Genomic DNA, 23,217 nt, shown 5'->3' with positions numbered 1-23,217 from the left:
CGATTGCCCGATGCGAAGAAAAATCTCTTGCTCGTGGAAACTATGGCTTATGAAAAAACGTTTGATCCTCGGGCATTACTTGCCCGAGGATTTTTCGATGTGCAATTTGGCAAACGAATTTGGAGCCATCATGCTTCGGCCTTTCTGTAAACATGCAGGCGGTGTGTAACTTCCTCGGCGCCGTAGGGCATGGAGTGAATACTGTCGCTGCTCCAAACCTCGTGCCACATACCGTCCCGAACCAGAGTTGCAATGCGGGTGGGATAAGCCGGATCCTGGGCTGGATCATCGCGCAGGCTGAACACAATCGGCGCACCAGCGCGGGCCACGCGTATAAGCCCATCAAAGCTTTCGGGTGGGGCATGGTTTGGCGTGATCGTCCCGATGCAAAGAACTGCCCTCATGCTGTTATCGGGCAGATCCAACCTGGCACCCAAGGCACCCTGATGCAGCTCGGAATAGATACCTTTTTGCCTCGCCACATTTAGCATCCCTGTCGACAGGTCCAGCCCGATCAATGGGCTGTAGCCCAAAAGCGCCAGCGCCTCGGCTTGAATGCCACCACCGCAACCGGCATCCAGAATGGGTCCAGTCTCAATCGGCACAAACCGGGCAAAGACCCCGGCGGCAAGGGCAGGCAGGCGATATCCCATTGCGCAGAGATCGCGCTCATAGCTATCGGCCCAGTTGTCATAGGTGGCCTGCTGATCTTCGGAACTTGAGGCGGCATAGGATTTCAGAACCTTGTTGTCGCTCATGCTTTCAACCTTTCGTTGTCCGGATCCCAAGGTGCGCCGGGCAATACCATCGCCGCGACCAGTTGACCGAGAACCGACACCGTCAACTTGGTTCCCGGTTCCCGAGCCTCTTCCGCCAAGAACGCGATGGCAAGAGATCGTCCAACCGTGTGTCCATAGGCCGCCGAGGTCACAGATCCAACCACATGCCCGCCCTTGAAAACGGCCTCTCCAATCAGGGCGTCAGTTTCTTCACCGTCCAGCGCAAGAAGGGCAATCCGACTGCGCGGCGTGCGGGCAAGCATCGCGTCACGGCCGATGAAAACCTTGTCCGTGGCGGCAAATCGTTCTTGTGCAACATCCTTGTGGCTCGCATCATTGGCCAATTCATGCCCACCGCGATAGAACTTCTCCAACCTCAGACTATCCAGCGCCTTTGATCCAAACGCCGCGATCCCGTGGGGCTGACCCGCGTCCCACAGGCCATCCCACAGCGCGCACAATTGATCATTGGGGGCGTGCAATTCATAAGCCAGTTCGCCGGAAAAGCTGAGCCGTAGGGCCAGAAGCGGTACACCTGCTACCGTCAGCTCCGCACAGTTCAACCAACGCAGCGCCGGGTTCGACACGTCATCATCCGTACAGGCGTACAACACCTCTCGCGCCTTCGGTCCGGCAAGGCACAAAATGCCGATCTCGTCGGTGGCATTGGTTATCGTGACCCCATCCATCGACACGCTGCAATGCAGGGTCAGCCAGTCCCACACCCGCCGCTCAGAGGGGGCGCCGGTCACGAAATAGAAACTCTCAGGCCCGGTGCGGGCAATGGTGGCCTCCCCTTCGATCGTACCCTTTCGGTTCAGCATCAGCGTAAGACAGGTGCGCCCCAACCGCGGCATCCGGTTGGCACAGACGGTGTTTAGCCATTCCTCGGCCCCCGGCCCGTCGATACAAAACTTGGCAAAGGCGGAAAGATCGCTCAAACCCACGCGCTGGCGCACGGCTTGGCACTCGGCTGCGACCTGATCGAAAGCGGATGTGCGTCGCCATCCCAAGGGATCGGGCGCATAAAGGCGCGGGCGTTCCCATCCTCCGGCTTCCTCAAACGTTGCACCCAGGGCTTTGGCTCGGTCATGTGCGCCGGAAATCTTGCCCCCCCGACAGCTTTCACGCTGATGCTGTGGATAGGGCATCGCCTGCCGCAACGTGTAATCTTCGGTCGCGCGAGAGCGGGCGTATTCGGCATCTGCCCAAGCGCCGAACCGGCGCGGATCAAAGGCGCGCATGGAGATATCGGCCGATCCGTCGATCATCCACTGCGCCAGCGCGCGCCCCGCGCCCGGACCCCATGCAATGCCCACTGTTGCGCCGCACGCCAGCCAGTAGTTGCGCAGCCCCGGTGCGGGTCCCAGCATCATTGCTCCGTCCGGCGTATAGGTGATGCCGCCATTCACCACCCGTTTGATGCCGCGATTCATCAGCGAAGGCATCCGCTCAAAGCAGTTCTCAAGCCAGGGGGTAATCCCGTCCCAGTTGGGGTCGAACAGCTCATTGGCGCTATCCCACGGACAACTTTCCAGCCAGACGGCTTGGGGGTCCTGCTTGTCATAAAGACCAATCAGGGCCGATCTCTGTTCGCGACGGATATAGCCACAGAAGTAATCATCTCGGGTGACGGGAATCTCATGCTCCATGCCCTCGAACTCCGGCACGGCATCCGTCACCACATAGTGGTGCAGCATTGTGGTGATCGGCAAATCCAGCCCCGCCATCGCCCCCAGCTGCCGCGCGTGATAGCCGCCCGCATTGACCACATGCTCGGCGATGATCGTACCATGCTCGGTCATCACCTCCCATTCACTTGACGGTAATTGCCGTACGCCCGTGACGCGACAATTGCGTATCACCTTGGCACCCAGTTGTCTCGCGCCCCTGGCCATCGCCTGACAGGTCCCGGAGGGGTCCACATGCCCGTCGTCGGGGGTGTAGATCGCTCCCAAAACGCTCGCCGATTTCACATCGTAAAGCGGGTTCAGTCGGGCCACTTCGGAGGCGTCGATGATTTCCGCTTCCTGCCCACGGGCCAAAACGACATCACGGATGTGATTAATCCAGTCCATGTGTTCCGGACTGGTCGCCACCCGCAATGAGCCACAATTGTGCCAACTGACGCCAACTTCTGTCTCGGCCTCGATCCGCTTGTAAAGATCAACGGCATAATCATGCATCGCGCCCAATGCCTGACCGCCAATCATCCGGCTGACCAACCCGGCAGCGTGCCAGGTGGCCCCGCTGGTCAATTCCGCCTTTTCGATCAGCACACAATCGGCCCACCCCATATGCGCCAAATGGTACAGCACCCCGGTCCCCATATTGCCACCCCCGATAACAACGACGCGTGCGTGGCTTTGCATGGGCTACCTTCGAAGGTTGACGGGCGTGTTGGCCCAGACGATCTGGGCCTCACCATCGCCGGGATTGGAATAGCGATGCGGCAAATTGGCGGCGAAGGAAAAGCTGTCACCTGCATCCAACCGAAAGACCTTGTCATCAAGATGCAGGTCAATCTGGCCTTTGATCACCAGACCGGCCTCTTCGCCGTGATGGGTGTAAAGTTCATCTCCGGAATTTCCACCCGGTTGATAGGCTGAGATACCGAGGGCAAGCTGGCCGTCCAGACCGGCCGACAGCAGGTGATCTTCGAACCCCATATAGTCAGTCGATGTCAGGCCAGAATAACTCAGCTTGCGGCGCCGATTGGCCCGAACCACATAAGGGCGCTCATCGGCGGGCACCGGGCCATCGGTTTCAAAAAACCACCCCACTGGCACGCCAAGTGCACCCGCAAGTTCCTGCAAGGTGGTGACGGATGGCCTGGCCTGGCCACGTTCGATCTTGGAGATGAAAGAGACGGATTTACCGCTGGCCGTGGCGAGGTCTTCCAACGTCAATCCTTGCGCGCGGCGAAGACCGCGCAGGTCGTCACCCAATTGAACCAGAGCACGTTCAGGAGCGGTTATCTCATTTTTCTTGACCTTCATGACAATTTCATGCCTAAAATTTTCCTAAAGAGCAATAACCAATCGTTGGTTGTTTGAAAGTTAGCTGTATGAAACCGGAACGCTGGAATGATCCTGCCAAGAAAATCTTCCCTTACCAGGTAGGGTTTACCGCGCCGCCGCATGATTTTGACGCCGCCCCTCATGACTTTCTGAAGATAGCGCCAGAAGGGGTTGGCGTTCATGGGCGGCTGATCCACGCAGAGGATTACGCCCACCAGTTGTCTCAGCGTGTGGATAATTTTCACAAGCTCGAAGAAGTCGTGCATTGCCTGTCCAACGCAGGCGCTGACGTCGTTGGCCAAGTCGGCACCAACTGGTCACATGCCGGGGGCAAGACACCAGCTGACATCCGCACCTTTTGCGACCGTATGGAAGACACTTACCAGGTACCGCTGCACATGGCAGGCCTGTCACTGGTCGAGGCGCTGCACAGCATCGGCGCGAAATCCATTGCCGTGAATGGCGGTTATTTCTGGCCTGATTGGCGCGAGGGAACAACCCGGTTTCTGGCGGACGGCGGGTTCGATATTCTCTATTCCGGCAATTTCGTCGATCACGGGTTGATGGCCACCCAGGAAGAGGTGAACGAAGCGACCTGGATTTTCCCCGGCGATTTTGCCATGCGGTCGTTCGAATATGTAACCGAACAAGCCCCCGAGGCCGATGCGCTGGTGATCATCGGGATGCCTAATTTTCGCCGTGCTGACGGCCTGCCGCAGCGCCCCGTCAGCATCCTGCACGAGATTGAAACGACCATTGGCAAACCGATCATCGCCTCAGATTGCGCACTGTACTGGAACATCTTTCATACGCTCGGTGTCGTGCCCGTGGGCAATCAACCGCATATTCTGGCGTCATTGCAGGGGGTGGGCGCGTGACCGGGCATCCAATCTACTTTCTCTGGGCAACGCCGCGATCAACCTCGACCGCCTTTGAATGGATGATGCGCCAACGGGGTGATCTGATCTGCTTTCATGAACCCTTTGGCATGGCGTGGTATCAGGGGCCCGAAGCTCGCGCGCCGCGACCCGCGCCCTCGGACAGGCGGCGCCCCGAAGCGATGTTCGAGAAAATCTGGCACGATATTCAGCAGGCAGCCGAGAGACGTCCGGTTTTCGTCAAGGATATGCCGCACCACACCGACCATTTGTGGAACGATGCCTTTCTAAATCGAATCACCCATAGCTTTCTCATTCGCGACCCGGCCAAGGTTCTGGCCTCTTTGCACCACTCATACCTGAAGGCCGGAATGGACGACGGTTTTGAGGCGCATGAAATCAGTTTTGGACCACAAGAGGCGCTGTTTGATCTGCTGCGTAAGCGCGGCGAGGTACCGCCGGTGCTGGACAGCGATGACTTGCTGGAAGACCCCGACACGATGGTACGCACCTATTGCGACGCCATTGGCGTGCCCTTCATCCGGGAGGCGCTGTCGTGGGAACCGGGCGCGCGCGATGATGTGCTGTGGTATGATGGCAATGACGAGATCTGGCATGCCTCGCTGCGCGATAGCGACGGGTTGAAACCGATCCCACGCAAACAAGTGGACTCAGGCGACCTGCCACCTAATCTGGCCGGGTATTTTGAGACATTCATGGGGCACTACAGCGCGCTTCATGCACACAGGTTGCGCCCCGAGACGGTGAACGGATGAGCGAAGATATCCGAAAGAAGGTTGTAGACCTGATCGGCGAAGACGGGCTTGCCCAGACGTTTGCCCCGATCGAAGATGCAAGCGGATTGCCGAATGCGGCCTATTGGTCGGACGACTGGCTGAAACTGGAACAGGAGCATTGCTTTCGCCGCGCTTGGGTCTTTGCCGGGGCCGAGGCGGAATTGCCCGAGCCGGGCGATATGAAACCCATCGATATCGGCGGCGCGCCCCTGATTATCCTTCGCGACCACGACGGGATGATCCGAGCTTTGCACAATGTCTGTCGTCACCGGGGGGCCAAGCTGGTGACCGAAGCGTGCAGCAAGCTAACCCTGACCTGTCCATACCACGCCTGGAGTTATGGGTTGAATGGCAAGCTACGCTCGCGACCGCATTTCAGCGGCCCCAACGTGGTGGACAAGTTCGAGGATGGCGGTGGCGACAGGCTGGACCTGAAACAGGTACGGGCAGAGACATGGAACGGGTGTGTTTTCGTCAATGTCTCAGGCGATGCAGAGCCCCTGGAGGCGTGGCTCAGGCCGCTGCTGGAGCGGACGGACGCCTATGATTTCTCCTCGATCCGGTGGGCGGGAAAGCTCGAATTCGAGGTGAATGCCAACTGGAAGCTGGTCTATGAGAATTACATGGAAGGGTATCACGTCTTCTGCGTCCATCCCAAGTTGCTGAAATTCGCACCGATGAATGTGCGGTGGTCGGGTGAATGGGATCGGCATGTGTTTTACAACGACTATATCTTTCCCGAACTGGACGAAGGCCGCGGCGACGGCTTGCCGCATTACCCGGGATTATCCGAGAAGGATGCCAAGCGCGGTCTTTGGTTCCTTTGCTTTCCGCATTTCGCTGCCGAGGTTTTTCCCGATCAGTTCTCGGTCCTGGTCAGCTATCCGGTGGCACCGGATAAAACACGCGAAGAACTGCATGTGTTCCTCATTGGGGATGCGGCGACGTCCGGAGAATACAAAGAGGCGCGCGAAGCAACGTTGAAAATGTGGGACGATCTGAACCGCGAGGATCTGGGCATGCTGGAGCTGCTGCAACAGGGGCGCTTGTCACCCGCATATGACGGGGGCCGCCTGAGCCCACATTGGGAAGGACCCACGCATGAATTCGGACGTCGCGTGATCCAGCGGATTTTGTCCTGATCAACATGGTCCGGCATTCAATTCGACAGCCGTTGGCGAGCCTGGATGAGATGCAAACCGTCACCAGCATTCCCCGACAGACGTTGATCACTGCATCGGCGACAATGCGGTTGGCGTAACGCGCAGAATTCTGGACGCATCTCTGTTCAACAGCGCCCCGATTTTGGGTGACAGAACATTTTTCCAGTGATCACTTTCGTAGACCGCCTCATATAACGCGGTCAAATGGGCCTCGTCGTCAAACCGGCGGATCCAGATGTAAAGCGTATCATCCACCTCGCCACGAAAACTGGCAGTCATCACCATGCCCTTGGAGATCACGAAGGGGATGATTTCACCTTCCATCAACGCCAGCCAGTCCGACATTTTGCCGGGCTTGACCTGATATTGCCTCACTTCGTGAATGGCCATTCTGTTTCTCCTTCTTCCGTTCTGAATTAATCGACCGTGCATGATGTGATCGCGCAACTGACGCAGACGTCGCAGCTCTCAGAAACCCTCAACAACAATCTTGCCTTTGGCCTGACCTGTCTCGACCAACCGGTGCGCCTCGCGCATGTTGGCGGCATTGATAGGGGACAAGACATTGGACAGAGTTGTCCTGATGTTACCGGCGTCAATCTGATCGGCCACGTAGGACAACAGTTTGTGCTGCCCGATCATGTCCGGCGTCTGATGCATGGAACGTGCGAACATAAACTCCCAATGCAGGCTGGCAGCCTTCATCTTCATCCCGCCCATGGGCATCGGCAGATCGGTATCGTCAATCGACACGATGCCGCCCTGCGGTCGGATCAGCTCTACCGCGGCGTCCCAATGGCGCATATCATTGAAGATCGCGATATGATCGACATGCTCAAAGCCTAAGGCCCGCACCTGGGCCACCATATCCTCGCGGTGATTGACCACGTGATCGGCACCAAGTTCCCGCACCCAGTTCGAGGTTTCGGGCCGCGATGCCGTCGCAATCACCCTCAACCCGGCCTGTTTGGCAAGCTGAATACCAATGGAGCCAACACCACCACCCGCCCCGATGATCAGGATCGACTGCCCCGCATCAGCGCCGTCGCGGTCAATGCCAAGGCGGTCAAAGAACGCTTCGTAAGCCGTGATCGTGGTAAGCGGCAGCGCTGCAGCTTTGGCATGGCTAAGGGTTTTCGGCTTGTGACCGACAATACGCTCGTCGACCAGGTGAAACTCGGCATTGGTGCCAGAGCGCGTAATATCGCCAGCATAATAGACCTCATCCCCCGGCGAGAAGAGCGTCACGTCGGCACCCACCGCCTCCACGATACCGGCAGCGTCATAGCCGATGATGCGCGGCGTTTCTTCAACCTTGTCTTTCGGTGCGCGCACCTTGGTATCAACCGGGTTCACGGCCACCGCCTTGACGGCGACAAGGATGTCGCGACCTGTAGGTGTCGGCGTTTCGATATCCAGATCGAGAAACGCATTGGTATCTTCGACCGGCAGGTAGTGTTTGAAACCGACAGCTCTCATGATGTTTTTCCTTCTGTATTGAATTCGACGGTCACGAAAATCAGATCGCTGTCGCCGGTATTGCTAAGGTCATGGACAAACCCTGTTGAGGGGGTCAGATCCGCAAAGTTCTTGGTGTCACCGATCTTGTAGGTGATCGGCACCACCTGCCCGTCATCGAACCGCGAAACGCCTTTCCCATCGGTCAGGACCGTCCAGAAATAAGGCCGGTCATGCCGGTGTGGCGGGATCGTCTCACCCGGTGCAAGGCGGAGATGCCAGACACGCATCGTATCTGTTTCCAGCACCAGGTCGGTGCCGATCTGCGCGTTTTGCTGCCCGGATGCGATGCTTTGCGGCGTCAAGGTCATGCCGCGCCCGCCCATGCCGGGTAGGTGCTATACCCGGCCTTTGCCCCGCCAAAAAGTGTCGCACCGTCGAACTCGGCCATCGGCAAATCTTCGGCGAACCGGCGCGGAAGATCGGGGTTGGCAATGAATGGTCGTCCGAATGCAATGATGTCGGCCAATCCCGCGCCAAGGATCGCGGCAGCCCTCTCTTTGGTGTATTTCCCGGCCACGATGATCTTGCCGGAATAGACAGCGCGCAGATCATGGCGGAACTGCTCGGGCACTTGCGGAGCGTCGTCCCAATCAGCCTCGGACAGATGAATATAAACCAGCCCGATGCGATCCAGTTCTGTCGCGGCCTTCAGGATGGTGTCGATGATCTCATCATCCGCCATGTTGCGCTGCGTGATGTAAGGCGACAGGCGAACACCCGTCCGATCCGCGCCAATCTCGCCTGCAACGGCTTCGGCCACCTCGACCAGGAACCGGATACGATTCTCCTGCGATCCGCCATACCGGTCGGTGCGGTGGTTCGATGACCGGCGCAGGAATTCGTCAATCAGGTATCCATTGGCCCCGTGGATCTCGACCCCGTCAAAGCCCGCCTCAATGGCATTGGCGGCGGCCTTGCGGAAGTCATCGACGACGCCTGCGATCTCGTCCGTTTCCAGCGCACGCGGCACCGGGCTATCGACCATGCCGCCAATCCCGGTTTCGGGATCGACCACCCAGACCTGGGCGTCCGGCGACAGGGCGGAAGGCGCCACCGGCTTGCCGTCGTCGTGGAAGCTTTCATGGCTCATGCGACCCACGTGCCAGAGCTGCAGAAAGATGCGGCCACCGGTCTTGTGGACGGCGCGTGTAACCAGCTTCCAACCCTCAATCTGCTCCGGCATGTGGATACCAGGCGTGAAGGAATAGCCCTGACCCTGTTGCGAGATTTGCGTGGCCTCGGTGATGATCAGCCCCGCCGAGGCCCGTTGCGCGTAGTATTCCGCCATCAAGGTATTCGGCACATTGCCGGGCTGCGTTGTGCGCGCACGCGTCATCGGCGCCATGGCGATACGGTTCGGAAGCGAAAGCGGCCCAAGATCGAGAGTGGATAAGAGCTGATTTTTCATGGGATCATTCCTTTCGGGGGTGTGTTCAATTCAGCTAATGAGTGTGCCACCCGCCATGTTGATCACGGCACCGGTGACGAATGGTTTGCTGGATAGCCTTGCGTCAGGTTTTCTGGCGCTCTGGCCTTGCCCGCAGGACGCGTTTGCGACGCGCGTTCAAGCATCACCTTGTTTCGGCAAGGTCGCGTGTTCGCAGAGTGATATGATCTGGGTGCATGATGACCTCCTTCGGTTGATCACCAGATAGCGCCTATCTTTCAGCCTAATAATTAGCTAAATTTCGAAATTATAATTCGGAAAATCCGGATAATGGAAAATCACATGCTGATTGAAAATCTCAAGCTATTCCTGAAGATCGTCGAAAAAGGCGGCCTCGCCGCCGCCGGTCGCGAGCTGGGCGTGTCACCGGCGACTGTGACTGACCGGCTTGCCGCACTCGAAGCGCATTACGGCGCACGGCTGCTGACCCGCACAACACGTTCCATCAGCCTGACCGATGAAGGCCGCGAACTTGTCACCGGCGCGCGGCGTATTCTGGCTGAGGCCGAGGAAACCGAGGCCCGGATCAGGCTGGGCGTCGAGAAAATATCGGGCACGATTCATGTCAGCACCCCCAGCGATCTGGGCCGAAATCAAATCGTTCCTCTGCTTGATCGCTTCATGGCACAGCACCCCGAAATCACCGTCGACCTCACGTTAAGCGATGGATATGTCGACCTGGTGGGGCAAGGTATCGACCTTGCCTTGCGCTTTGGCGATCTCTCGGACAGCACAATGAAGTCGCGCAAGCTGGGCCCTAACCGCCGTCTCGTCTGCGCCGCTCCGGCCTATCTGGAACACCGTGGAGAGCCCCAGCACCCCGATGATCTTGCGCACCACAATTGCCTGATCATGCGGTTCGGGGCCAACACCGATCAGGATTGGGCCTTCATCATGGGCGGAAAACAACGGACACGCCGTGTGAATGGCGACCGGATTGCCAATGACGGTGATCTCATCAGACGATGGTGCCTGAAGGGATATGGTCTGGCACTGAAGTCCGAATGGGATGTGCGCGCCGACTTGGCGGCGGGCCATCTGGTCTCTGTCCTGAATACCTTTGCACCTGAACCCAGTTCGCTCCAAATGGTCTACCCGGCGGGGGCCGTGCAGCCGCGACGCGTGCGAACGCTCATGGAATTTTTCTCAACGGCGCTGGGGCACTAGATCAGACGCGCCGAAACCGTGCATACGCAGACGTGGCAGCAAGGGCCCAGGTTGGGGCGGCCAACACCGGTTGACGTCGCCTGAATTGGCTCTCAGCGCAGCCCGTTTCGCGCGATATAGGTTGCAAGATCAAGGATTACCTGACCACGGGCCGACGCGATGGCCTGGGGTCCACCGTCAGGGTCGAACGGTACAGCAAGTTCAAAAAACCCCGAACGCTCCCGACGACCAGTGGTAACGCCGACGAAATACTGCCCGGACGTGCGAAACTGACCATCGGCGCTGGCGACAAGACTTTCGAAACGCACTTCAAGCCGCGCATCCGGAAAGGCCTCAAGCGGCCAGGGCTCCGAGGCGACATGCGCACCTGACAGTCGCGCCAGGTTGCGCGCAAGTTCAAGCGCCACGGCACGCTCGGGGTTGTCCGCCCACAAGACATCCCCCTTGGTGATCAGCTTGCCATTGGCGTCCTGAACCGCGATTTCATCTGCGGCGGCATAGGCCGGCAGGGATACATCCCGCACCTCTACAGACCGAAATCCAATGCGGACCGTTTCCGTTACCGCCGGCGGGATCACCGGATAGAGATCCGACGTACCACCGCACGCGGTAAGTGTCAGAGCGACCCCGATAAGGGTAGGTTTGAGAAAAGTCATGTTTATCGTCCCCGTATTAGCGCACTGGGATTGCGTTCCAGCATTCGGGCCAGCGACGCCATCGCGTCAGCGGCCTTGGAGATATCGCGCAGCGCGGCCCGTGCATCGCGGCTCAGGACATCCCCCTTGTTATACCCGTCGATGGTCGCACTGGCCTGGCTCAGGACAGCACGGATACGTTCAACCAAGGCAGGCAGGTCTTGCGTCGAAGTGGCCACGGCATCGGCCGCTTTACGCGCGGAATCAAGTGTCGCGTTGATATTGGACACGGCACCGCCTTCGCGCAATTCGGCCAAAGTGGCGTTGATCTCTTTCAGAGCATCCCCAAGGTCGGCTGGCAGTTCACGCGCATCCTCGGTATCCAGAATTTTTTCTGCCGCGGCCGTCAACTCGGTAAGCTGGGTTGTCAGCTCTGTCAGAGGCAGGGTTTCCACCTTGGCCGCGACCGCCTGGATTTGCGTGACCAGCGCCGGAACACCTTCGACCGAAGTTGTCACGCCATTTGCAGCCGACGCCGCCGCATCGACCGCAGCGACCAGCCGGGCGGCAAGTTTTTCTTCCTCCAGCTGGGCCAACAGATTTTCAAAGCGACCGAGCGCGGCATTGAGCTTGACCGGAATGCCTTGCGTATCCTCCGAATTTACGATGCCCCGCACCTCATCAAGTAGGGCCCGCACATCCTGCGGCGTTTCACGCAAATCCTCGTCTGAAACGAAGGCTTCGGCGCTGTCGAGAAACTGGATGGCACTGTTAAGGAGTTCTTCGACCGGCAGGTTGTTTATGCGGGTAACGACACCTTCAACTGTCGCTGCAGCGTCAGAGATTACGCTTTCAGTGGTTGGTATGATGGGGATAATACCCTCTCCGGTCAGGACCACCGCGGCGGGCGCATCATCAACCTGAATTAGTTCGATTTTCAGCCCGCCCGTCAGAAGGCTGGCCGAGGCAAGTCGGGCGCGCAGACCTTCCTCGATGCGTTTGGAAAGAAACGCCAGCGCCGCTTCGGGCGTCACATCTTCCTGCAACCCAAGCCGCGCGGGCTGGATCGACAGCACGGCATTCAGACGCACGCGATTGTCGCCGAATGCGTCCGCGTCAATCACGCCCGTGACGCTTTGCACCTTGCCGATTTTCAACCCACTCAGTTCAACAGGTGCGTCAACGGCCAGGCCCGAGATATTCTCATCAAACACCACCCGCATCTCGAGGGTTTCGACCTCGGGCGCAATGAAAAGACTGTTACGGGCCGACGCTTCGTCGGGAAAGACTTCGAAGACCGTACCATCGGCGACACGGCCCCGCCCGGACACGAAAGTATCAAAGGTCAGCCCCCCGCCAACCAGCGTGGCAAAGGAGGAAAAGTCGATTTCGGCGCCTTGCGGACCCACGGAAAAGGTGAAACCCGATGTATCCCAGAAACGCGTCGTCGGCGAAATCAGGCGGCTGTGCGGGTCATAGATGATGGCTTCGGCGATGGCAAAATCGCCCTGTTGCGAGATGCGGGCCTTTCCGACCCGCCCCACTTCGATGCCGCGAAAGGTAATCGGGCTGTTATCGGTCAGATTGCCGCCCGCGGTTGATCGCAGCGCAATCTCCAAACCTTCCTGGCCCGGACGGAAAAGCGGGGTATCATCCAGCCCCTTGAAACTGGTCTTGGACGGGCCGGCTTTGCTGTCCCATGAACCCTCGATGTAAACCCCCGAAAGCACCGTATCCAAGCCGCTGACACCGCGTGTTGTCAGCTTGGGTCGCACCACCCAAAAGGTGGCAGACACGTCGATAAAGGCGGCCACCTCCTTGTCGACGCGTATTGACGCGACGACACCTGTAAGATCAGCCGCGAACTTAACGTCTTCTACGACCCCAACAGCAATATCGCGAAAGCGCAGCTCGGTTTCGCGCTTGGTGATCCCAGCGCCGTTACTGAATTCGATTTCGATAAGGGGGCCGCGCTCTGCATAGGTCTGCCATGCCACACCAAGAGCTATTGCAAGCGCTAGAAAGGGAATTACCCAGACAAAGGAGACCCGACCGAGAAAGGATTTACGCGCCGGTTCAATTGTCACGGGCGGGGGGGCGTCACTCATACTCTACCGTTCCTTTATGCTTGGCCTGAACATCCCATATCATGCGGCTGTCAAAGGCTTGCGCGGACAGCATCGTGAATATCACCGAGAGGGCGAAAAACAGACTGGCGCGGCCCGGATTCACGGCGGCCAGTGTATTCAGTTGCACCAGCGAGGACATGATGGCAACAACAAAAATGTCGATCATGGACCAGCGTCCGATGTATTCGACGACCTCATATAGCAGCTGGCGGTGGTGATTTGAAACGCTGGACGGGCGTGTCACGGAAACCGCCAGAAAAGCGATGGCCATGAATTTGGCCAGCGGGATCACCACACTTGCGACCAGGATGATAAGGGCAATGCCGACGGCGCCATGGTGCATAAGTTCGACCGCGCCGCCTACGATCGTGTCTTCCTGAACGCTCAGCAAAGTGCGCGTTTGCAACATCGGATACATATTCGCCGGCACGTAACACATCAGCCCGACCAGCCAGAGCGCCCAGACCCGTTGCAGGCTTTTTTCGTCGCGCATCATCAGGGCTTTGCCACAGCGACCGCACGCCTCTGTGCCCACAGGCCAGACCTGGGTACAACGCGTACAGGCGATAACACCCAGATCGCGCGCGCTTTTGATTTCTACGTTTTTTCCAGCGATTTCCATACAGACCACCTGCACAAGAAATTGTCCTGTACAACCACAAGAACGACAAGGGCGGCAAACATCCAGAATGCCGGGCCAAAAGCCACATCCGCAAGGTCACTGATCTTGGTCAGCGCCACCGCGCAACCGATTGCAAAGATTTCTGCCATGGACCATGGCCTCAGCGCTTCGGACAGGCGAAAGGCCTGAGTTGCACCACGGGCGGGCGGCCGGTCCATCACGACAGGAACCAGGACATAAAGCGCCAGCAGCACACGCGCCAGAGGCACGAAAATAATCAGCGCCGCCGTTGTCAGCGCCAGCGCAACAAGCGGCCCGTCGCTAAAGGCAAGCGCCGCATCAAGGATAGAAACCGAATTGGTCGTGCCTCCGGCCTTGATCGTCAGAAAGGGGAACACCGTCGCCGCCACGATAAGGATCGCCACCGCCAGCGACACCGCGATGATCTGTAGCCCGGCCTTGCGCCGGGGCGTGATCAGGACCGTCCCGCAGCGCTGGCATCTTGCCCGTTCGCCCACGCCTGGGCGCCGCAGCTCATACGCCGCATCGCAATGCGGACAGACAATCAGCGTATCAAGGGGAATCGGTTGCACATCAGCCATCAAGTCAAAATATCCGATTTTCTGAATCTAAAACACATGTTTCGGTCCGGGCAGCCTGCGCGATTAAAAGAAGGCTAAGGTTGGCAGGCCATGTTCGCGCGACACGTCCAAAGACCTGCTTGTGGCGTCTAAAGCTCGGGGGATACGCATGATCGCAACGCGCCGCTCCGGGCCAAATCCGATAGACCCAAACGATGTGATCTCGCTCCAAAGCGTCCCTATCCGGCCGTCGAAATAGTTTCCGAAAATCCTTTGACTTGAGTTAAGGTCACAACGTGCGGACATATTTACGCACAAGTGCCGGGGGGGCTTTTTGCATGACACTTAAAGTAATTGGAACGGGCTTCGGTCGAACCGGGACCATGTCATTGCGCATGGCGCTCGTAAAGTTGGGATTTGGTCCCTGCTATCATATGGAAGATGTGATTCAGGACATGCCCAAACGCGTTCCGCATTGGAATGCCGCACTGGATGACAATCCAGACTGGGACGCAACATTTGACGGGTTCCAATCGGCTGTCGATTGGCCAGTGGCCGCTTTTTGGCAGGAAATGATGGTTCAGTACCCGAACGCCAAGTTCATATTGTCTACACGCGACGCCAACAGTTGGTATAAGAGCATCTCGCAAACCATTCTTGCGGTTCTGACCGCACCCGAAAAGTGGCCTGCCGAGCAGGTTGACTGGCTGCAAATGGTGACTGCTGTGGCACTCAAACGCAGTCTTGGCAGCGAGACGGGTCAAGAAGGGGCCATCAACGCTTTCAGGTCACATGAAGCAGCCGTGAAACGGGCCTTTCCCGCTGAAAAGCTCTTGGTTTTCCAGGCTGCCGACGGATGGGAACCGCTATGCAGTTTTCTCGGCAAGCCCGTTCCAGACGAACCATATCCCCGGTCCAACAGCCGCGAGGAGTTTTTCGAAATCATGAGCCAGAATTCCGGCAACTAGGCACAGTCTCATGATTTCCCGACCAGGAATTTGGGAACCTTAGACAACTGCAAGCGCTCTGCTGGTTGTAATCTTCAATGTGGGATCAAGGGACAATTCTAGGGTTTGTCCGCTGATGATTTCTTCGGCGCGGTGCCAGCAGCAATCCGCTTCAACCGTTCAGCTTTCAGGCGTTCGGTCTTTTCTTGGCGGGCATCCATCTCGTCACAGATAAGCTCACGCGCGGCGCGCTCCGTTCTGTCAACTTTGGAATCCAGCCGGGCTAATTGGAAAGGCGCAGTTCTAGTCACCATATTGGACGGGTCTACCTTTTGGAATTTCTCTACACCCTCCTCTAAGCCATTGATGCCCGTGAAGACAGTTCGTTTTTTCCACCAACGCCGCTCAGCTGAGAAATCTGATGCCTTCGCTTCGCCCTGAGAAATCTGTGGCGTATCCAGATACGACTTTTCCAAGATCTGGTTCGGGCTCAAATTGCTGGAATTCCGCGCTACCGCCAATGACCGCCTCCATGATTCAGAATTTCCCGGAAATTGCCCATTACCGCCTGCAAAACCAGTGTTGGCGAAGTGCTACTTCGCCGCCTTGATCCGCCGTCCGGCGGTCTTGAACGCGCCGCTCTATTTCGAAACTCGACGCCACCGAATGATTGTATGTTGGAGATTTTCGTGGACCGACGTCAAAGCCTGCTGCTTCATAAAATGAAAACTAACTACTACGAGGTCGGCCCGATCATGAGTATTTCAAAAAATCCGGCAGGGCGCAACTTTCTTGTATTCCTCTCTTCGAATGGTGCCCATGCGTTCTTTGCGGCCAGTCAGGGTTCAGCCGAAACCGCCAACACGTATTCCCCGCCTTTCGCCACCTCTTGGTTCCACGTTGAATTCCGCCAGAAACTAGCGGATATTGCCTCTATCGCGCCCGCCCGTCGTTGCCTTATGCACCCGGACAGCGTGACAACAAACGCTAGGCCTCTATGTCAAACAACCCAAGTGCACGAGACCTAGAAGCCCCGGCTGTTGATCCGTTAATCATGAGACTGATCAAGCGCAGCTTGTTGTTGATACTCGGACCATTCTACTTCTTGTGCATTGCATTTTCGCCAACGCTCTGCGGGCGGCGCACAGGGTTTCGCGGCTGGTATTGGCGGCTTGTCAAACGCGCCTGTTCCCGACTTTTGTGGCTGTTGAGCATTCGCGTAGAGATGTCCGAAACCGATATGCAGCTTCTGGCTGCCGATACCGGAAGCGTCATCGTCATTAATCATCGCAGCCATCTGGATGGGTTCACGTTGATGGATGTTGTTCCGGATGAGAAATGGTTCACTTTTGCCGCCAAGAAGGAACTTTTCGATGCTTTTCTGCTCCGCACGGGCTTCAAAGGAGCCGGTCTGGTGGAAATTGACCGACGAAGCGGCAAGGTGGCGATGGAAACGCTTAGCCGGGCTGTGCAGGAAATGCCCGAACGACGGTCTGTGGTGTTGTTTCCAGAGGGGACGCGGACGACCACGCAAACACTGGGTGAATTCAAGGCAGGCGCCGTGCTGGTGGCGCGGGAAACCGGCCGGACAATCCGGCCCATTGTCATTCTCGACTCGGATCGGCTGTTGCCACGCGGCAAGTTCGTTCCCAGAAGTGGCACTGTCCGGATTAAGGTTCTTCCGTCATTCGTCTGTGATCTGGACGCATCAATAGACGATGATGTCGCCCGTCTGCGTATGGCAATGATGGCCATCATCAATGTCTGATGCCAGCGCGCCCCGGAGAAATTCAAGGCTTTGGGTTGGAACCTCGATTCGCTGCGAAAATCCTGAAGTTGACTTATTGATCCGCATTTCTCTGTTAAATTTCCGTTCCTTACCGAAAAAGGCTCCCTTCCCGGACCCCGATTGAATGATGACCTCCCTGCAAGGCCACGCCGCGCGTCGATCAACAGGCCGGATACCTGTCAGCGACGTCCTGAAACCCGGCAATCGAACACTTGCCAACAGCAGTCGGTACAAACACCGGGCGCACAGCCGCGCCCGGACGATGACGACAAATCTCGATTTGGGGTATGGTGGCGGAGCCGATGCTTGCCATACAATAAATACAAGTTATTGATATTAAAGACATAATTAATCTATGTATTTGTACACACCACAATTATTACCACTTACGGTTTCAATACTACTCAAATCAGCGGACGAAACACGATTATTCGCACACAGCAAAGATCGCTGTCTACCGGATGCTGACCGATTCATGAAGTAACGCATATTTTGCATTACTTCCGTTGACAGAAGAAAGATCGGCCCTAACCGGACATTTGCCATCGTTCAAAGTTCACCTGCAGGCTTCCCGAAAGCCGTCATTCGTGCGAAGCGCAGCATTTTTGGTTGCTGAACTGAAGCTATTCGTTCTTTGACCAAACGAGATACAACGAGGAGACCAAGCCGATTTCTGGTCGTCCGAATGACCAACTGCACGACTATGATCGCAAAGAAGACGTTGCGTCATCCGATCAGAGAAACTCAGTCATAGTTGATGGTGAGATTTTTGGTAGTCGCCACCGACTGACAGGTCAGGATTGTGCCCTTCGCGATATCATCGTCTTCCAACGCCATGTGTGCCCGCATATGTACCGTTCCATCGACCAACCGGGCCTTGCACGTGCCACACACACCTGATTGGCAGGAGAATGGTGGATTGAGCCCGGCCGACCGCGCTGCTTCGAGCAGGGTTTGACCCTCTGCAACGGGCACCGTATGTGTTTTGCCATCATGGGTGACCTCTGTAGTGGACGCCATCCCAGCGACGCTGGTGTCGAGTTCAACCGTTCCCCCATAGCTTTCCGTGTGAATGCGCGAGGCTGGTACATCTAGCGCCATCAGCGCATCCTTTACCGCCTTGTTCATGCTACCCGGCCCGCAGACGTAATACTGGGTGTCTTGAGCGTAGGGCGGGTTTTCGGTGATCATCGCCTCGATTGCATCCTTGTCGATCACGCCCTTGCGCCAATAGTCAGCGCCGGACCACCACGCCGGTAGGGAAAATACGTGATTGACCCGCAGTTGGTCAGGATTTGCCACAGCGAGCGCGTTGATCTCCTCCTCAAGCAGGATGCTTTTTTCGTTGTTGTTCCCATAGGCGAGATAGGCGACCGATTGCGGTTCGGCTGCCATGACGGAAGACATCATCGCATAAAGCGGTGTGATCCCGGAACCGGCCCCAAAGAAATAATGTGTCCGCCGCGCGTTGGCGGTGCACTCCAGCGTGAATTTGCCAAAAGGCGGCATCACGTCGATCACATCGCCCGTTTTGACATGGTCATTGATGTGATTGCTGACAAGGCCGTCCTTGACCCGCTTGACGGTGATCCGCAGCGGCTCTCCCGTATGGGGCGAGGAAGAGATCGAATAGTTGCGCCGTACCTCTTCCCCGTTGATCCGGAAGCGAAACGATAGGTGCTGCCCCGGCTGCCACGCAAAGGCCGCGCGCAGATCACCAGGCAGACCGAACATCACCGTCTTCGCCTGGCCACCGATCTCGGGTCGCGTTTCTCTGACGGTGAGCGGGTGGAAATTTCGTACCATGTCTATTCCCCAAAATTCTTGCTGGATTTGAGCGCGACGATGATCGGGCGACCGTAATAGCGCGCCAGCGTCAGGACCTCGTATCCCGTTGCCTGCCCCTCGTAACCCTGAAAGGTGTAATCCGAAGAATGGTCGATCCGGATCCGGGTGCCGTCGGGACTGTCTGAGACCAGTGCCAATTCGTAGTTCCAGTTGCTCTCGGCCAGGCCGCTATCCGGGGCAGAATAACCCCAACCACCGCCGGAACTTGCGGCGACATCTGCCCAGTCGGACGCATTGGTTTCATACCCATCGCGCGGTGCTGTGACGCCATAATCGGCCCGCACGCTGATCGCAGCATTCGGTTGGAACAGGCCGTAAATCGTGGGCCAATCCTCTTCTTTGAGGGACGTGTAATAGGTACGGGCAAGATCGTGCGCCTCGGTGGCTGACACTTTGGCGGGGCCGAAGTAAGCCAGATACGCAAGGCTCAGGCACATCACCGTGGTAATCATACATTGGATGGGAACGGGGGCGCTGAGACGCATCATTTGCCTTCCCCCACCAAAGCGCGGCCGGATCGGTTGATGCGATGTGTGATTTCGCGCAGCCTTTTCAGGTTCTGAAGCGCAAAGGGAAGGGTGACCGCGGCTTCGAGGAACTGCGTGGAATAGGTGACGATGGCAAAGATATCCCCGGCGGATGCGCCGCTTTGCGTGGCGGCAAACCACAGATTGAAGGCAACCATCGTCATCAGCACGGCAAAGATAAGACCATAGACCAGGCTTTCGGTATCTGACAGCCGGACTTCCTGCCGCCGCAGGCCAGGAAAATAGGCCGCGATCTGTTTCGGACTTTTGCTTTCCAGGACCGAGACCTGATTTTCCGACTGTTCGTTCAGCGCCGCGTTGGCGCGGAAAAAGCTGCGCGAAAAAAGCGCGTAGATCACCAGGATTGCAATGGCTGACCCGCCGCTTGAAAGCGCAAGCGTGCCATGGAAAGACAAGAGGATTACGACCGATGCCACCACCTGAACAAGGGCCGTCATCGTTTTGGGGGCGGTGTCCTCGAGAAAATCCACCAATTCTCGGCCCATAAGCACGCGGGCATTGGCAATGCTGACCGGATCCTGCGCAGAACGCGCAGCCTGCGCCTTGCCCAGCTCAACGCGCATCGTCCCGTAGGCGCGCGTGTCATAGATGCGCCGGCCAGTGGCGACAATCAGGACAAGCACAAACATGGCAATCAGAAACTGAAAGGGCTGCAAGTCGCCGCTCAGCAGCCCATCAATCGAATGACCGATCATCAGGGGCATCAGGGCGAAAAACGCCGTCTCCATCAGCGTCAGGCCCCATGTGATCAGGACCTTGCCCCAGAAGGTTCGGAACAAGGTGCCAATCGACAGCGTGTCGGTTTTCGCAATCATGCCTCACCCAGCCAGCGCAGGACGACTTTCTGATGCTCGATCACCGGGCTTTCGCCCTTTGCGGCGGGGCCTGTTTCGAAATAGGGTGATTTCAGCGAGGCCTGCTGCCGCTCGCAGGCATATATATCTTCGGCGGTGAAATCTCCACCCGCCATCGGATCGTCTTCGCTTTGGGCATCATGGGCTTCGTATTTGCCGCTCAATCCAAACTTGGTCCAGAAGTTCGAGGATTTCATCTCTTGCTTGGCGAATTCCCAGTTCGATGCGTTGGCAACGCGCCCGCGGTTGGTCACTCGTGTCAGCGCAGGCCCAAGCGGTTCGACGATGAAGATGTTCCAGCCGTCTTCCGTGGCACCAATACCGATCCCCGGCCAAAGCATCGGCACCCAGGCGCCGTTCTGATCTTCGGGGATCACCCGCGGGGCGATCAGCTTTTTATCCTGGTACTTGGCGAACGAAGCCTCGGGCGGTTCCCAGAACATGTAGTGGTCGCCGACAAATCCATACTTGGCGGATTTGTGATCATACATGGCAAGCGTGCCGGAATGCAGGTGGCTGAGGTGGTACACGTCGATGTAATTCTCAACCACGATCTTCCAGTTGGCCTTGATTTCATACGAGGTGTTCAACTCTTCATACTCAACAAGCTCTTCCGGCACATGTGGCCCGATCTGATCTTCGGCCGGGGCGAACCAATCGGTGATCGGGTCGGCGTCGGCGTCGGGATGGATAAAGATCATCGATTTCCAGATATCCACGCTGGCGCGTTTCAACCCGTGGCAGGATTTATCGACCTTGCCAAACTCCTCGTGTTCTTCAGGGACCGAGATCAGGTTGCCCTCAAGATCGTAGGTCCAGTCATGATACGGGCAGGTCAGCGCCTTCTGGGTTTTCCCGACCGCGCGGATCAGCTGTGTGCCGCGATGGCGACAGATATTGTGAAATGCGCGCAGCCGGCGATCACGGCCCATCACGATGAAGATGTTGTTCAGCCCGGCCTGCACGCTTATATACTGGCCCGGTTCGCCGACATCCTCCATGAACCCGGCATAGATCCAGGTCTTCGAGAAGATCTCGCGCATCTCGCGGTCGAACCATTCTTGCGAAGTGTAGGCGTCGGTAGGCAGCAGGTGCAGCATGGTAGACATGGGGAAACTCCTCAGAGCGGGCTCAGGCCCAGCCGGGCAAAAAATCAGAGAGCAACAGCATAATGCCGATTGAAACCCAGGCTATCTGGATCAGCCAAAACAGGATCGGGTCATGTGCGCGGGATACCTCAGACAGCAGAAAGGCGTGCCCCGAGTAGAAATTGGGGATCGTCCAGTAAAGGAACAGGATGCCCCAAAGCGATTGAAATCCAAGCACGGTCGAAATCGCCAGAACGGCAAATCCGATATAGTTCAGGATGCGCGGGTTCATGCGTTTTCACCGATTATTTCCAGCAGGCCTTGCGCCGCGTGTCTTGAGGCAAGCAGCCAGGTTCTCGGCATCTCCAGCGGGGCCAGCGAAGCCGCGTTGAAGTAGATGGCCGTAACGCCTGTGGCTGCCTCGGCAAATTTTGGATGCCCGGTATTCTCCGAGCCAGAGGCAAGCACAGCCGCGATCTTTTTCTCGAATTCAAGGATCCACCGCCGACAATCGTCACGCAGTCCTTGATCTTCGGTGGCCCGTGCAGTCAGTGCAGCAAATGCCATGACCATATCGGATGACACAGAACGGTCTTCGGCAAACAACGCATTCAACAACGCCTCAGGTCTGCCGGTCTCGGGAAGGCTGGCCAGCATCTCGTCGGTTCGTTCCGTAAATGCCGACAGAACATAAGATGTCAGCTTGTGCAGCATGTCTTTCCGATTGCCGAGGTGATGCCGGATCAGTGGGCGCGACAGTTCAGCCTCTGCGGCAATCCGTTCGAGCGTTGCCCCCTCCAATCCGAACCGGGCCACACAACGTACCATTGCCTTCATCACCTGGAGGTAGCGCTCTTTTTGATTTGAGGGGCGTCCCGCCATATCCATTGACTTTCTTCATCAGGTCGACCGGATGTAGGATTGATTTAATTAATTGTCAATATAGACAGTAAATAGATTTTCCTCGTACAAAAAAAGAATTCGTCGCGAGACATCGGTCAATTGGGCTCGCTCAGATATCAAACCGTCCAATTCCGTCGCCTCTGCTTGTGTTTTGCAGAAAGAGAGCAGTGATAAGGTCAGAAGTTTGGATCATGCGGATGGGCGAAAAAGGGATCGGTTTCGAGAGCGCTATAAATGTCCCCACCTAGTGCAATGCAATACCATTGGACTCCAACCGGTCATCGGAAGCGCTGCATGATGCACAGATTTGGTTGAACCAGAGTCAATCGGGGACGGCCCTTACCGGGCATTCAGTCAAGTAAAATTCCGGCCATCCAATTTCCCGGAACCAGACCTTCATTCATAGCGCAGCACTATTGGACAATCAGACGACTGCTTGGTGGACAACAGACCGTTCACCATCAAAAGTAGGATTAAGTTTCGCATAGAGTTCACCATTGA

Annotated in this window: 25 protein-coding genes; 7 read left to right on the top strand and 18 right to left on the bottom strand. The window is 57.1% G+C overall.

The window, feature by feature from the left end:
* Positions 1 to 128 precede the first annotated feature (128 nt).
* The 3 genes from Q1B27_RS13475 to Q1B27_RS13465 are packed head-to-tail and all read right to left on the bottom strand — an operon-like array spanning position 129 to position 3,778.
* Positions 129 to 758, bottom strand: coding sequence for a class I SAM-dependent methyltransferase (locus Q1B27_RS13475; protein WP_299848299.1), 630 nt, complete (start codon positions 756 to 758; stop codon positions 129 to 131).
* Positions 755 to 3,151 carry an FAD-dependent oxidoreductase gene (locus Q1B27_RS13470; RefSeq protein WP_299848298.1) on the bottom strand — a complete coding sequence of 799 codons (2,397 nt, stop codon included), beginning with the start codon at positions 3,149 to 3,151 and terminating at the stop codon, positions 755 to 757. The genes Q1B27_RS13475 and Q1B27_RS13470 overlap by 4 nt, the downstream gene beginning before the upstream one ends.
* A gap of 3 nt (positions 3,152 to 3,154) precedes the next feature.
* A complete protein-coding gene (locus Q1B27_RS13465; protein ID WP_299848297.1) occupies positions 3,155 to 3,778 on the bottom strand; it encodes a cupin domain-containing protein in 624 nt (207 codons plus the stop codon).
* 68 nt (positions 3,779 to 3,846) lie between these two features.
* Between Q1B27_RS13465 and Q1B27_RS13460 the strand changes: the two genes are divergently transcribed.
* The 3 genes from Q1B27_RS13460 to Q1B27_RS13450 are packed head-to-tail and all read left to right on the top strand — an operon-like array spanning position 3,847 to position 6,616.
* Positions 3,847 to 4,677, top strand: a complete 831-nt coding sequence (locus tag Q1B27_RS13460; protein ID WP_299848296.1) for a hypothetical protein — start codon at positions 3,847 to 3,849, stop codon at positions 4,675 to 4,677.
* Positions 4,674 to 5,453 (top strand): sulfotransferase family protein, encoded by a 780-nt coding sequence (locus Q1B27_RS13455; RefSeq protein ID WP_299848295.1) that lies wholly within the window; start codon positions 4,674 to 4,676, stop codon positions 5,451 to 5,453. Before Q1B27_RS13460 ends, Q1B27_RS13455 begins: the two co-directional genes overlap by 4 nt.
* Positions 5,450 to 6,616: an aromatic ring-hydroxylating dioxygenase subunit alpha gene (locus Q1B27_RS13450; protein ID WP_299848294.1), complete on the top strand. Its 1,167-nt coding sequence runs from the start codon at positions 5,450 to 5,452 to the stop codon at positions 6,614 to 6,616. Before Q1B27_RS13455 ends, Q1B27_RS13450 begins: the two co-directional genes overlap by 4 nt.
* An 87-nt stretch (positions 6,617 to 6,703) precedes the next feature.
* Here Q1B27_RS13450 and Q1B27_RS13445 read toward each other — a convergent pair whose 3' ends face one another.
* From Q1B27_RS13445 to Q1B27_RS13430, 4 genes are all read right to left on the bottom strand, one after another.
* Entirely contained in the window at positions 6,704 to 7,027 is a 324-nt protein-coding gene (locus Q1B27_RS13445) for an NIPSNAP family protein (RefSeq protein ID WP_299848293.1), read from the bottom strand.
* 78 nt (positions 7,028 to 7,105) lie between these two features.
* The gene (locus tag Q1B27_RS13440) at positions 7,106 to 8,116 is read right to left on the bottom strand and encodes a zinc-binding alcohol dehydrogenase family protein (RefSeq protein ID WP_299848292.1); all 1,011 of its coding nucleotides are present in this window, start codon (positions 8,114 to 8,116) and stop codon (positions 7,106 to 7,108) included.
* Positions 8,113 to 8,466, bottom strand: a complete 354-nt coding sequence (locus Q1B27_RS13435; protein WP_299848291.1) for a cupin domain-containing protein — start codon at positions 8,464 to 8,466, stop codon at positions 8,113 to 8,115. Before Q1B27_RS13435 ends, Q1B27_RS13440 begins: the two co-directional genes overlap by 4 nt.
* On the bottom strand, positions 8,463 to 9,566 hold the full coding sequence (locus Q1B27_RS13430) for an alkene reductase (RefSeq protein WP_299848290.1): 1,104 nt from the start codon (positions 9,564 to 9,566) through the stop codon (positions 8,463 to 8,465). The genes Q1B27_RS13435 and Q1B27_RS13430 overlap by 4 nt, the downstream gene beginning before the upstream one ends.
* Positions 9,567 to 9,887: 321 nt before the next feature.
* Between Q1B27_RS13430 and Q1B27_RS13425 the strand changes: the two genes are divergently transcribed.
* Positions 9,888 to 10,772, top strand: coding sequence for a LysR family transcriptional regulator (locus Q1B27_RS13425; protein ID WP_299848289.1), 885 nt, complete (start codon positions 9,888 to 9,890; stop codon positions 10,770 to 10,772).
* A 92-nt stretch (positions 10,773 to 10,864) separates the two neighbouring features.
* Here Q1B27_RS13425 and Q1B27_RS13420 read toward each other — a convergent pair whose 3' ends face one another.
* The 4 genes from Q1B27_RS13420 to Q1B27_RS13405 are packed head-to-tail and all read right to left on the bottom strand — an operon-like array spanning position 10,865 to position 14,760.
* Positions 10,865 to 11,428 (bottom strand): ABC-type transport auxiliary lipoprotein family protein, encoded by a 564-nt coding sequence (locus tag Q1B27_RS13420; protein ID WP_299848288.1) that lies wholly within the window; start codon positions 11,426 to 11,428, stop codon positions 10,865 to 10,867.
* A gap of 2 nt (positions 11,429 to 11,430) precedes the next feature.
* Positions 11,431 to 13,515 (bottom strand): MlaD family protein, encoded by a 2,085-nt coding sequence (locus Q1B27_RS13415; protein ID WP_299848287.1) that lies wholly within the window; start codon positions 13,513 to 13,515, stop codon positions 11,431 to 11,433.
* Positions 13,508 to 14,158, bottom strand: a complete 651-nt coding sequence (locus Q1B27_RS13410) for a paraquat-inducible protein A (protein ID WP_299848286.1) — start codon at positions 14,156 to 14,158, stop codon at positions 13,508 to 13,510. Before Q1B27_RS13410 ends, Q1B27_RS13415 begins: the two co-directional genes overlap by 8 nt.
* Positions 14,134 to 14,760 carry a paraquat-inducible protein A gene (locus Q1B27_RS13405; protein WP_299848285.1) on the bottom strand — a complete coding sequence of 209 codons (627 nt, stop codon included), beginning with the start codon at positions 14,758 to 14,760 and terminating at the stop codon, positions 14,134 to 14,136. Before Q1B27_RS13405 ends, Q1B27_RS13410 begins: the two co-directional genes overlap by 25 nt.
* A 317-nt stretch (positions 14,761 to 15,077) precedes the next feature.
* On the opposite strand from Q1B27_RS13405, the gene Q1B27_RS13400 reads away from it, so the two are divergent.
* A complete protein-coding gene (locus Q1B27_RS13400; protein WP_299848284.1) occupies positions 15,078 to 15,707 on the top strand; it encodes a sulfotransferase family protein in 630 nt (209 codons plus the stop codon).
* Between the two features lie 98 nt (positions 15,708 to 15,805).
* Here the strand turns inward: Q1B27_RS13400 and Q1B27_RS13395 are convergent, their stop codons facing one another.
* Complete coding sequence (locus Q1B27_RS13395; RefSeq protein ID WP_299848283.1) at positions 15,806 to 16,207, bottom strand: hypothetical protein; 402 nt, start codon at positions 16,205 to 16,207, stop codon at positions 15,806 to 15,808.
* Positions 16,208 to 16,240: 33 nt separating this feature from the next.
* Here Q1B27_RS13395 and Q1B27_RS13390 point away from each other — a divergent pair, with 33 nt between their 5' ends.
* Positions 16,241 to 16,714, top strand: coding sequence for a hypothetical protein (locus Q1B27_RS13390; RefSeq protein WP_299848282.1), 474 nt, complete (start codon positions 16,241 to 16,243; stop codon positions 16,712 to 16,714).
* 26 nt (positions 16,715 to 16,740) lie between these two features.
* Positions 16,741 to 17,454, top strand: coding sequence for a lysophospholipid acyltransferase family protein (locus Q1B27_RS13385; protein WP_299848281.1), 714 nt, complete (start codon positions 16,741 to 16,743; stop codon positions 17,452 to 17,454).
* 765 nt (positions 17,455 to 18,219) lie between these two features.
* On the opposite strand, the gene Q1B27_RS13380 is transcribed toward Q1B27_RS13385, so the two are convergent.
* The 6 genes from Q1B27_RS13380 to Q1B27_RS13355 are packed head-to-tail and all read right to left on the bottom strand — an operon-like array spanning position 18,220 to position 22,641.
* Complete coding sequence (locus Q1B27_RS13380; protein ID WP_299848280.1) at positions 18,220 to 19,281, bottom strand: ferredoxin--NADP reductase; 1,062 nt, start codon at positions 19,279 to 19,281, stop codon at positions 18,220 to 18,222.
* Positions 19,282 to 19,283: 2 nt separating this feature from the next.
* Positions 19,284 to 19,811 (bottom strand): hypothetical protein, encoded by a 528-nt coding sequence (locus tag Q1B27_RS13375; protein ID WP_299848279.1) that lies wholly within the window; start codon positions 19,809 to 19,811, stop codon positions 19,284 to 19,286.
* Positions 19,808 to 20,686: an ABC transporter six-transmembrane domain-containing protein gene (locus Q1B27_RS13370; protein ID WP_299848278.1), complete on the bottom strand. Its 879-nt coding sequence runs from the start codon at positions 20,684 to 20,686 to the stop codon at positions 19,808 to 19,810. The genes Q1B27_RS13375 and Q1B27_RS13370 overlap by 4 nt, the downstream gene beginning before the upstream one ends.
* On the bottom strand, positions 20,683 to 21,834 hold the full coding sequence (locus Q1B27_RS13365) for an SRPBCC family protein (protein ID WP_299848277.1): 1,152 nt from the start codon (positions 21,832 to 21,834) through the stop codon (positions 20,683 to 20,685). The genes Q1B27_RS13370 and Q1B27_RS13365 overlap by 4 nt, the downstream gene beginning before the upstream one ends.
* Positions 21,835 to 21,856: 22 nt before the next feature.
* Positions 21,857 to 22,105, bottom strand: coding sequence for a hypothetical protein (locus Q1B27_RS13360; protein ID WP_299848276.1), 249 nt, complete (start codon positions 22,103 to 22,105; stop codon positions 21,857 to 21,859).
* Positions 22,102 to 22,641, bottom strand: a complete 540-nt coding sequence (locus Q1B27_RS13355) for a TetR/AcrR family transcriptional regulator (protein ID WP_299848275.1) — start codon at positions 22,639 to 22,641, stop codon at positions 22,102 to 22,104. The genes Q1B27_RS13360 and Q1B27_RS13355 overlap by 4 nt, the downstream gene beginning before the upstream one ends.
* Between the last annotated feature and the right edge of the window lie 576 nt (positions 22,642 to 23,217).

The sequence above is a fragment of the uncultured Roseovarius sp. genome (assembly GCF_947489715.1).
Classification (GTDB): Bacteria; Pseudomonadota; Alphaproteobacteria; order Rhodobacterales; family Rhodobacteraceae; genus Roseovarius.
The sequence above is the reverse complement of the archived record's forward strand: the minus strand, read 5'-3'. Positions and strand labels throughout refer to the sequence as shown.

Coding starts and splice junctions, on each gene's coding strand:
- Q1B27_RS13475 (WP_299848299.1), bottom strand. CDS start 758: ATGAGCGACAACAAGGTTCTGAAATCCTATGCCGCCTCAAGTTCCGAA.
- Q1B27_RS13470 (WP_299848298.1), bottom strand. CDS start 3,151: ATGCAAAGCCACGCACGCGTCGTTGTTATCGGGGGTGGCAATATGGGG.
- Q1B27_RS13465 (WP_299848297.1), bottom strand. CDS start 3,778: ATGAAGGTCAAGAAAAATGAGATAACCGCTCCTGAACGTGCTCTGGTT.
- Q1B27_RS13460 (WP_299848296.1), top strand. CDS start 3,847: ATGAAACCGGAACGCTGGAATGATCCTGCCAAGAAAATCTTCCCTTAC.
- Q1B27_RS13450 (WP_299848294.1), top strand. CDS start 5,450: ATGAGCGAAGATATCCGAAAGAAGGTTGTAGACCTGATCGGCGAAGAC.
- Q1B27_RS13445 (WP_299848293.1), bottom strand. CDS start 7,027: ATGGCCATTCACGAAGTGAGGCAATATCAGGTCAAGCCCGGCAAAATG.
- Q1B27_RS13440 (WP_299848292.1), bottom strand. CDS start 8,116: ATGAGAGCTGTCGGTTTCAAACACTACCTGCCGGTCGAAGATACCAAT.
- Q1B27_RS13435 (WP_299848291.1), bottom strand. CDS start 8,466: ATGACCTTGACGCCGCAAAGCATCGCATCCGGGCAGCAAAACGCGCAG.
- Q1B27_RS13430 (WP_299848290.1), bottom strand. CDS start 9,566: ATGAAAAATCAGCTCTTATCCACTCTCGATCTTGGGCCGCTTTCGCTT.
- Q1B27_RS13425 (WP_299848289.1), top strand. CDS start 9,888: ATGCTGATTGAAAATCTCAAGCTATTCCTGAAGATCGTCGAAAAAGGC.
- Q1B27_RS13420 (WP_299848288.1), bottom strand. CDS start 11,428: ATGACTTTTCTCAAACCTACCCTTATCGGGGTCGCTCTGACACTTACC.
- Q1B27_RS13415 (WP_299848287.1), bottom strand. CDS start 13,515: ATGAGTGACGCCCCCCCGCCCGTGACAATTGAACCGGCGCGTAAATCC.
- Q1B27_RS13410 (WP_299848286.1), bottom strand. CDS start 14,158: ATGGAAATCGCTGGAAAAAACGTAGAAATCAAAAGCGCGCGCGATCTG.
- Q1B27_RS13405 (WP_299848285.1), bottom strand. CDS start 14,760: ATGGCTGATGTGCAACCGATTCCCCTTGATACGCTGATTGTCTGTCCG.
- Q1B27_RS13400 (WP_299848284.1), top strand. CDS start 15,078: ATGACACTTAAAGTAATTGGAACGGGCTTCGGTCGAACCGGGACCATG.
- Q1B27_RS13385 (WP_299848281.1), top strand. CDS start 16,741: ATGAGACTGATCAAGCGCAGCTTGTTGTTGATACTCGGACCATTCTAC.
- Q1B27_RS13380 (WP_299848280.1), bottom strand. CDS start 19,281: ATGGTACGAAATTTCCACCCGCTCACCGTCAGAGAAACGCGACCCGAG.
- Q1B27_RS13375 (WP_299848279.1), bottom strand. CDS start 19,811: ATGATGCGTCTCAGCGCCCCCGTTCCCATCCAATGTATGATTACCACG.
- Q1B27_RS13370 (WP_299848278.1), bottom strand. CDS start 20,686: ATGATTGCGAAAACCGACACGCTGTCGATTGGCACCTTGTTCCGAACC.
- Q1B27_RS13365 (WP_299848277.1), bottom strand. CDS start 21,834: ATGTCTACCATGCTGCACCTGCTGCCTACCGACGCCTACACTTCGCAA.
- Q1B27_RS13360 (WP_299848276.1), bottom strand. CDS start 22,105: ATGAACCCGCGCATCCTGAACTATATCGGATTTGCCGTTCTGGCGATT.
- Q1B27_RS13355 (WP_299848275.1), bottom strand. CDS start 22,641: ATGGTACGTTGTGTGGCCCGGTTCGGATTGGAGGGGGCAACGCTCGAA.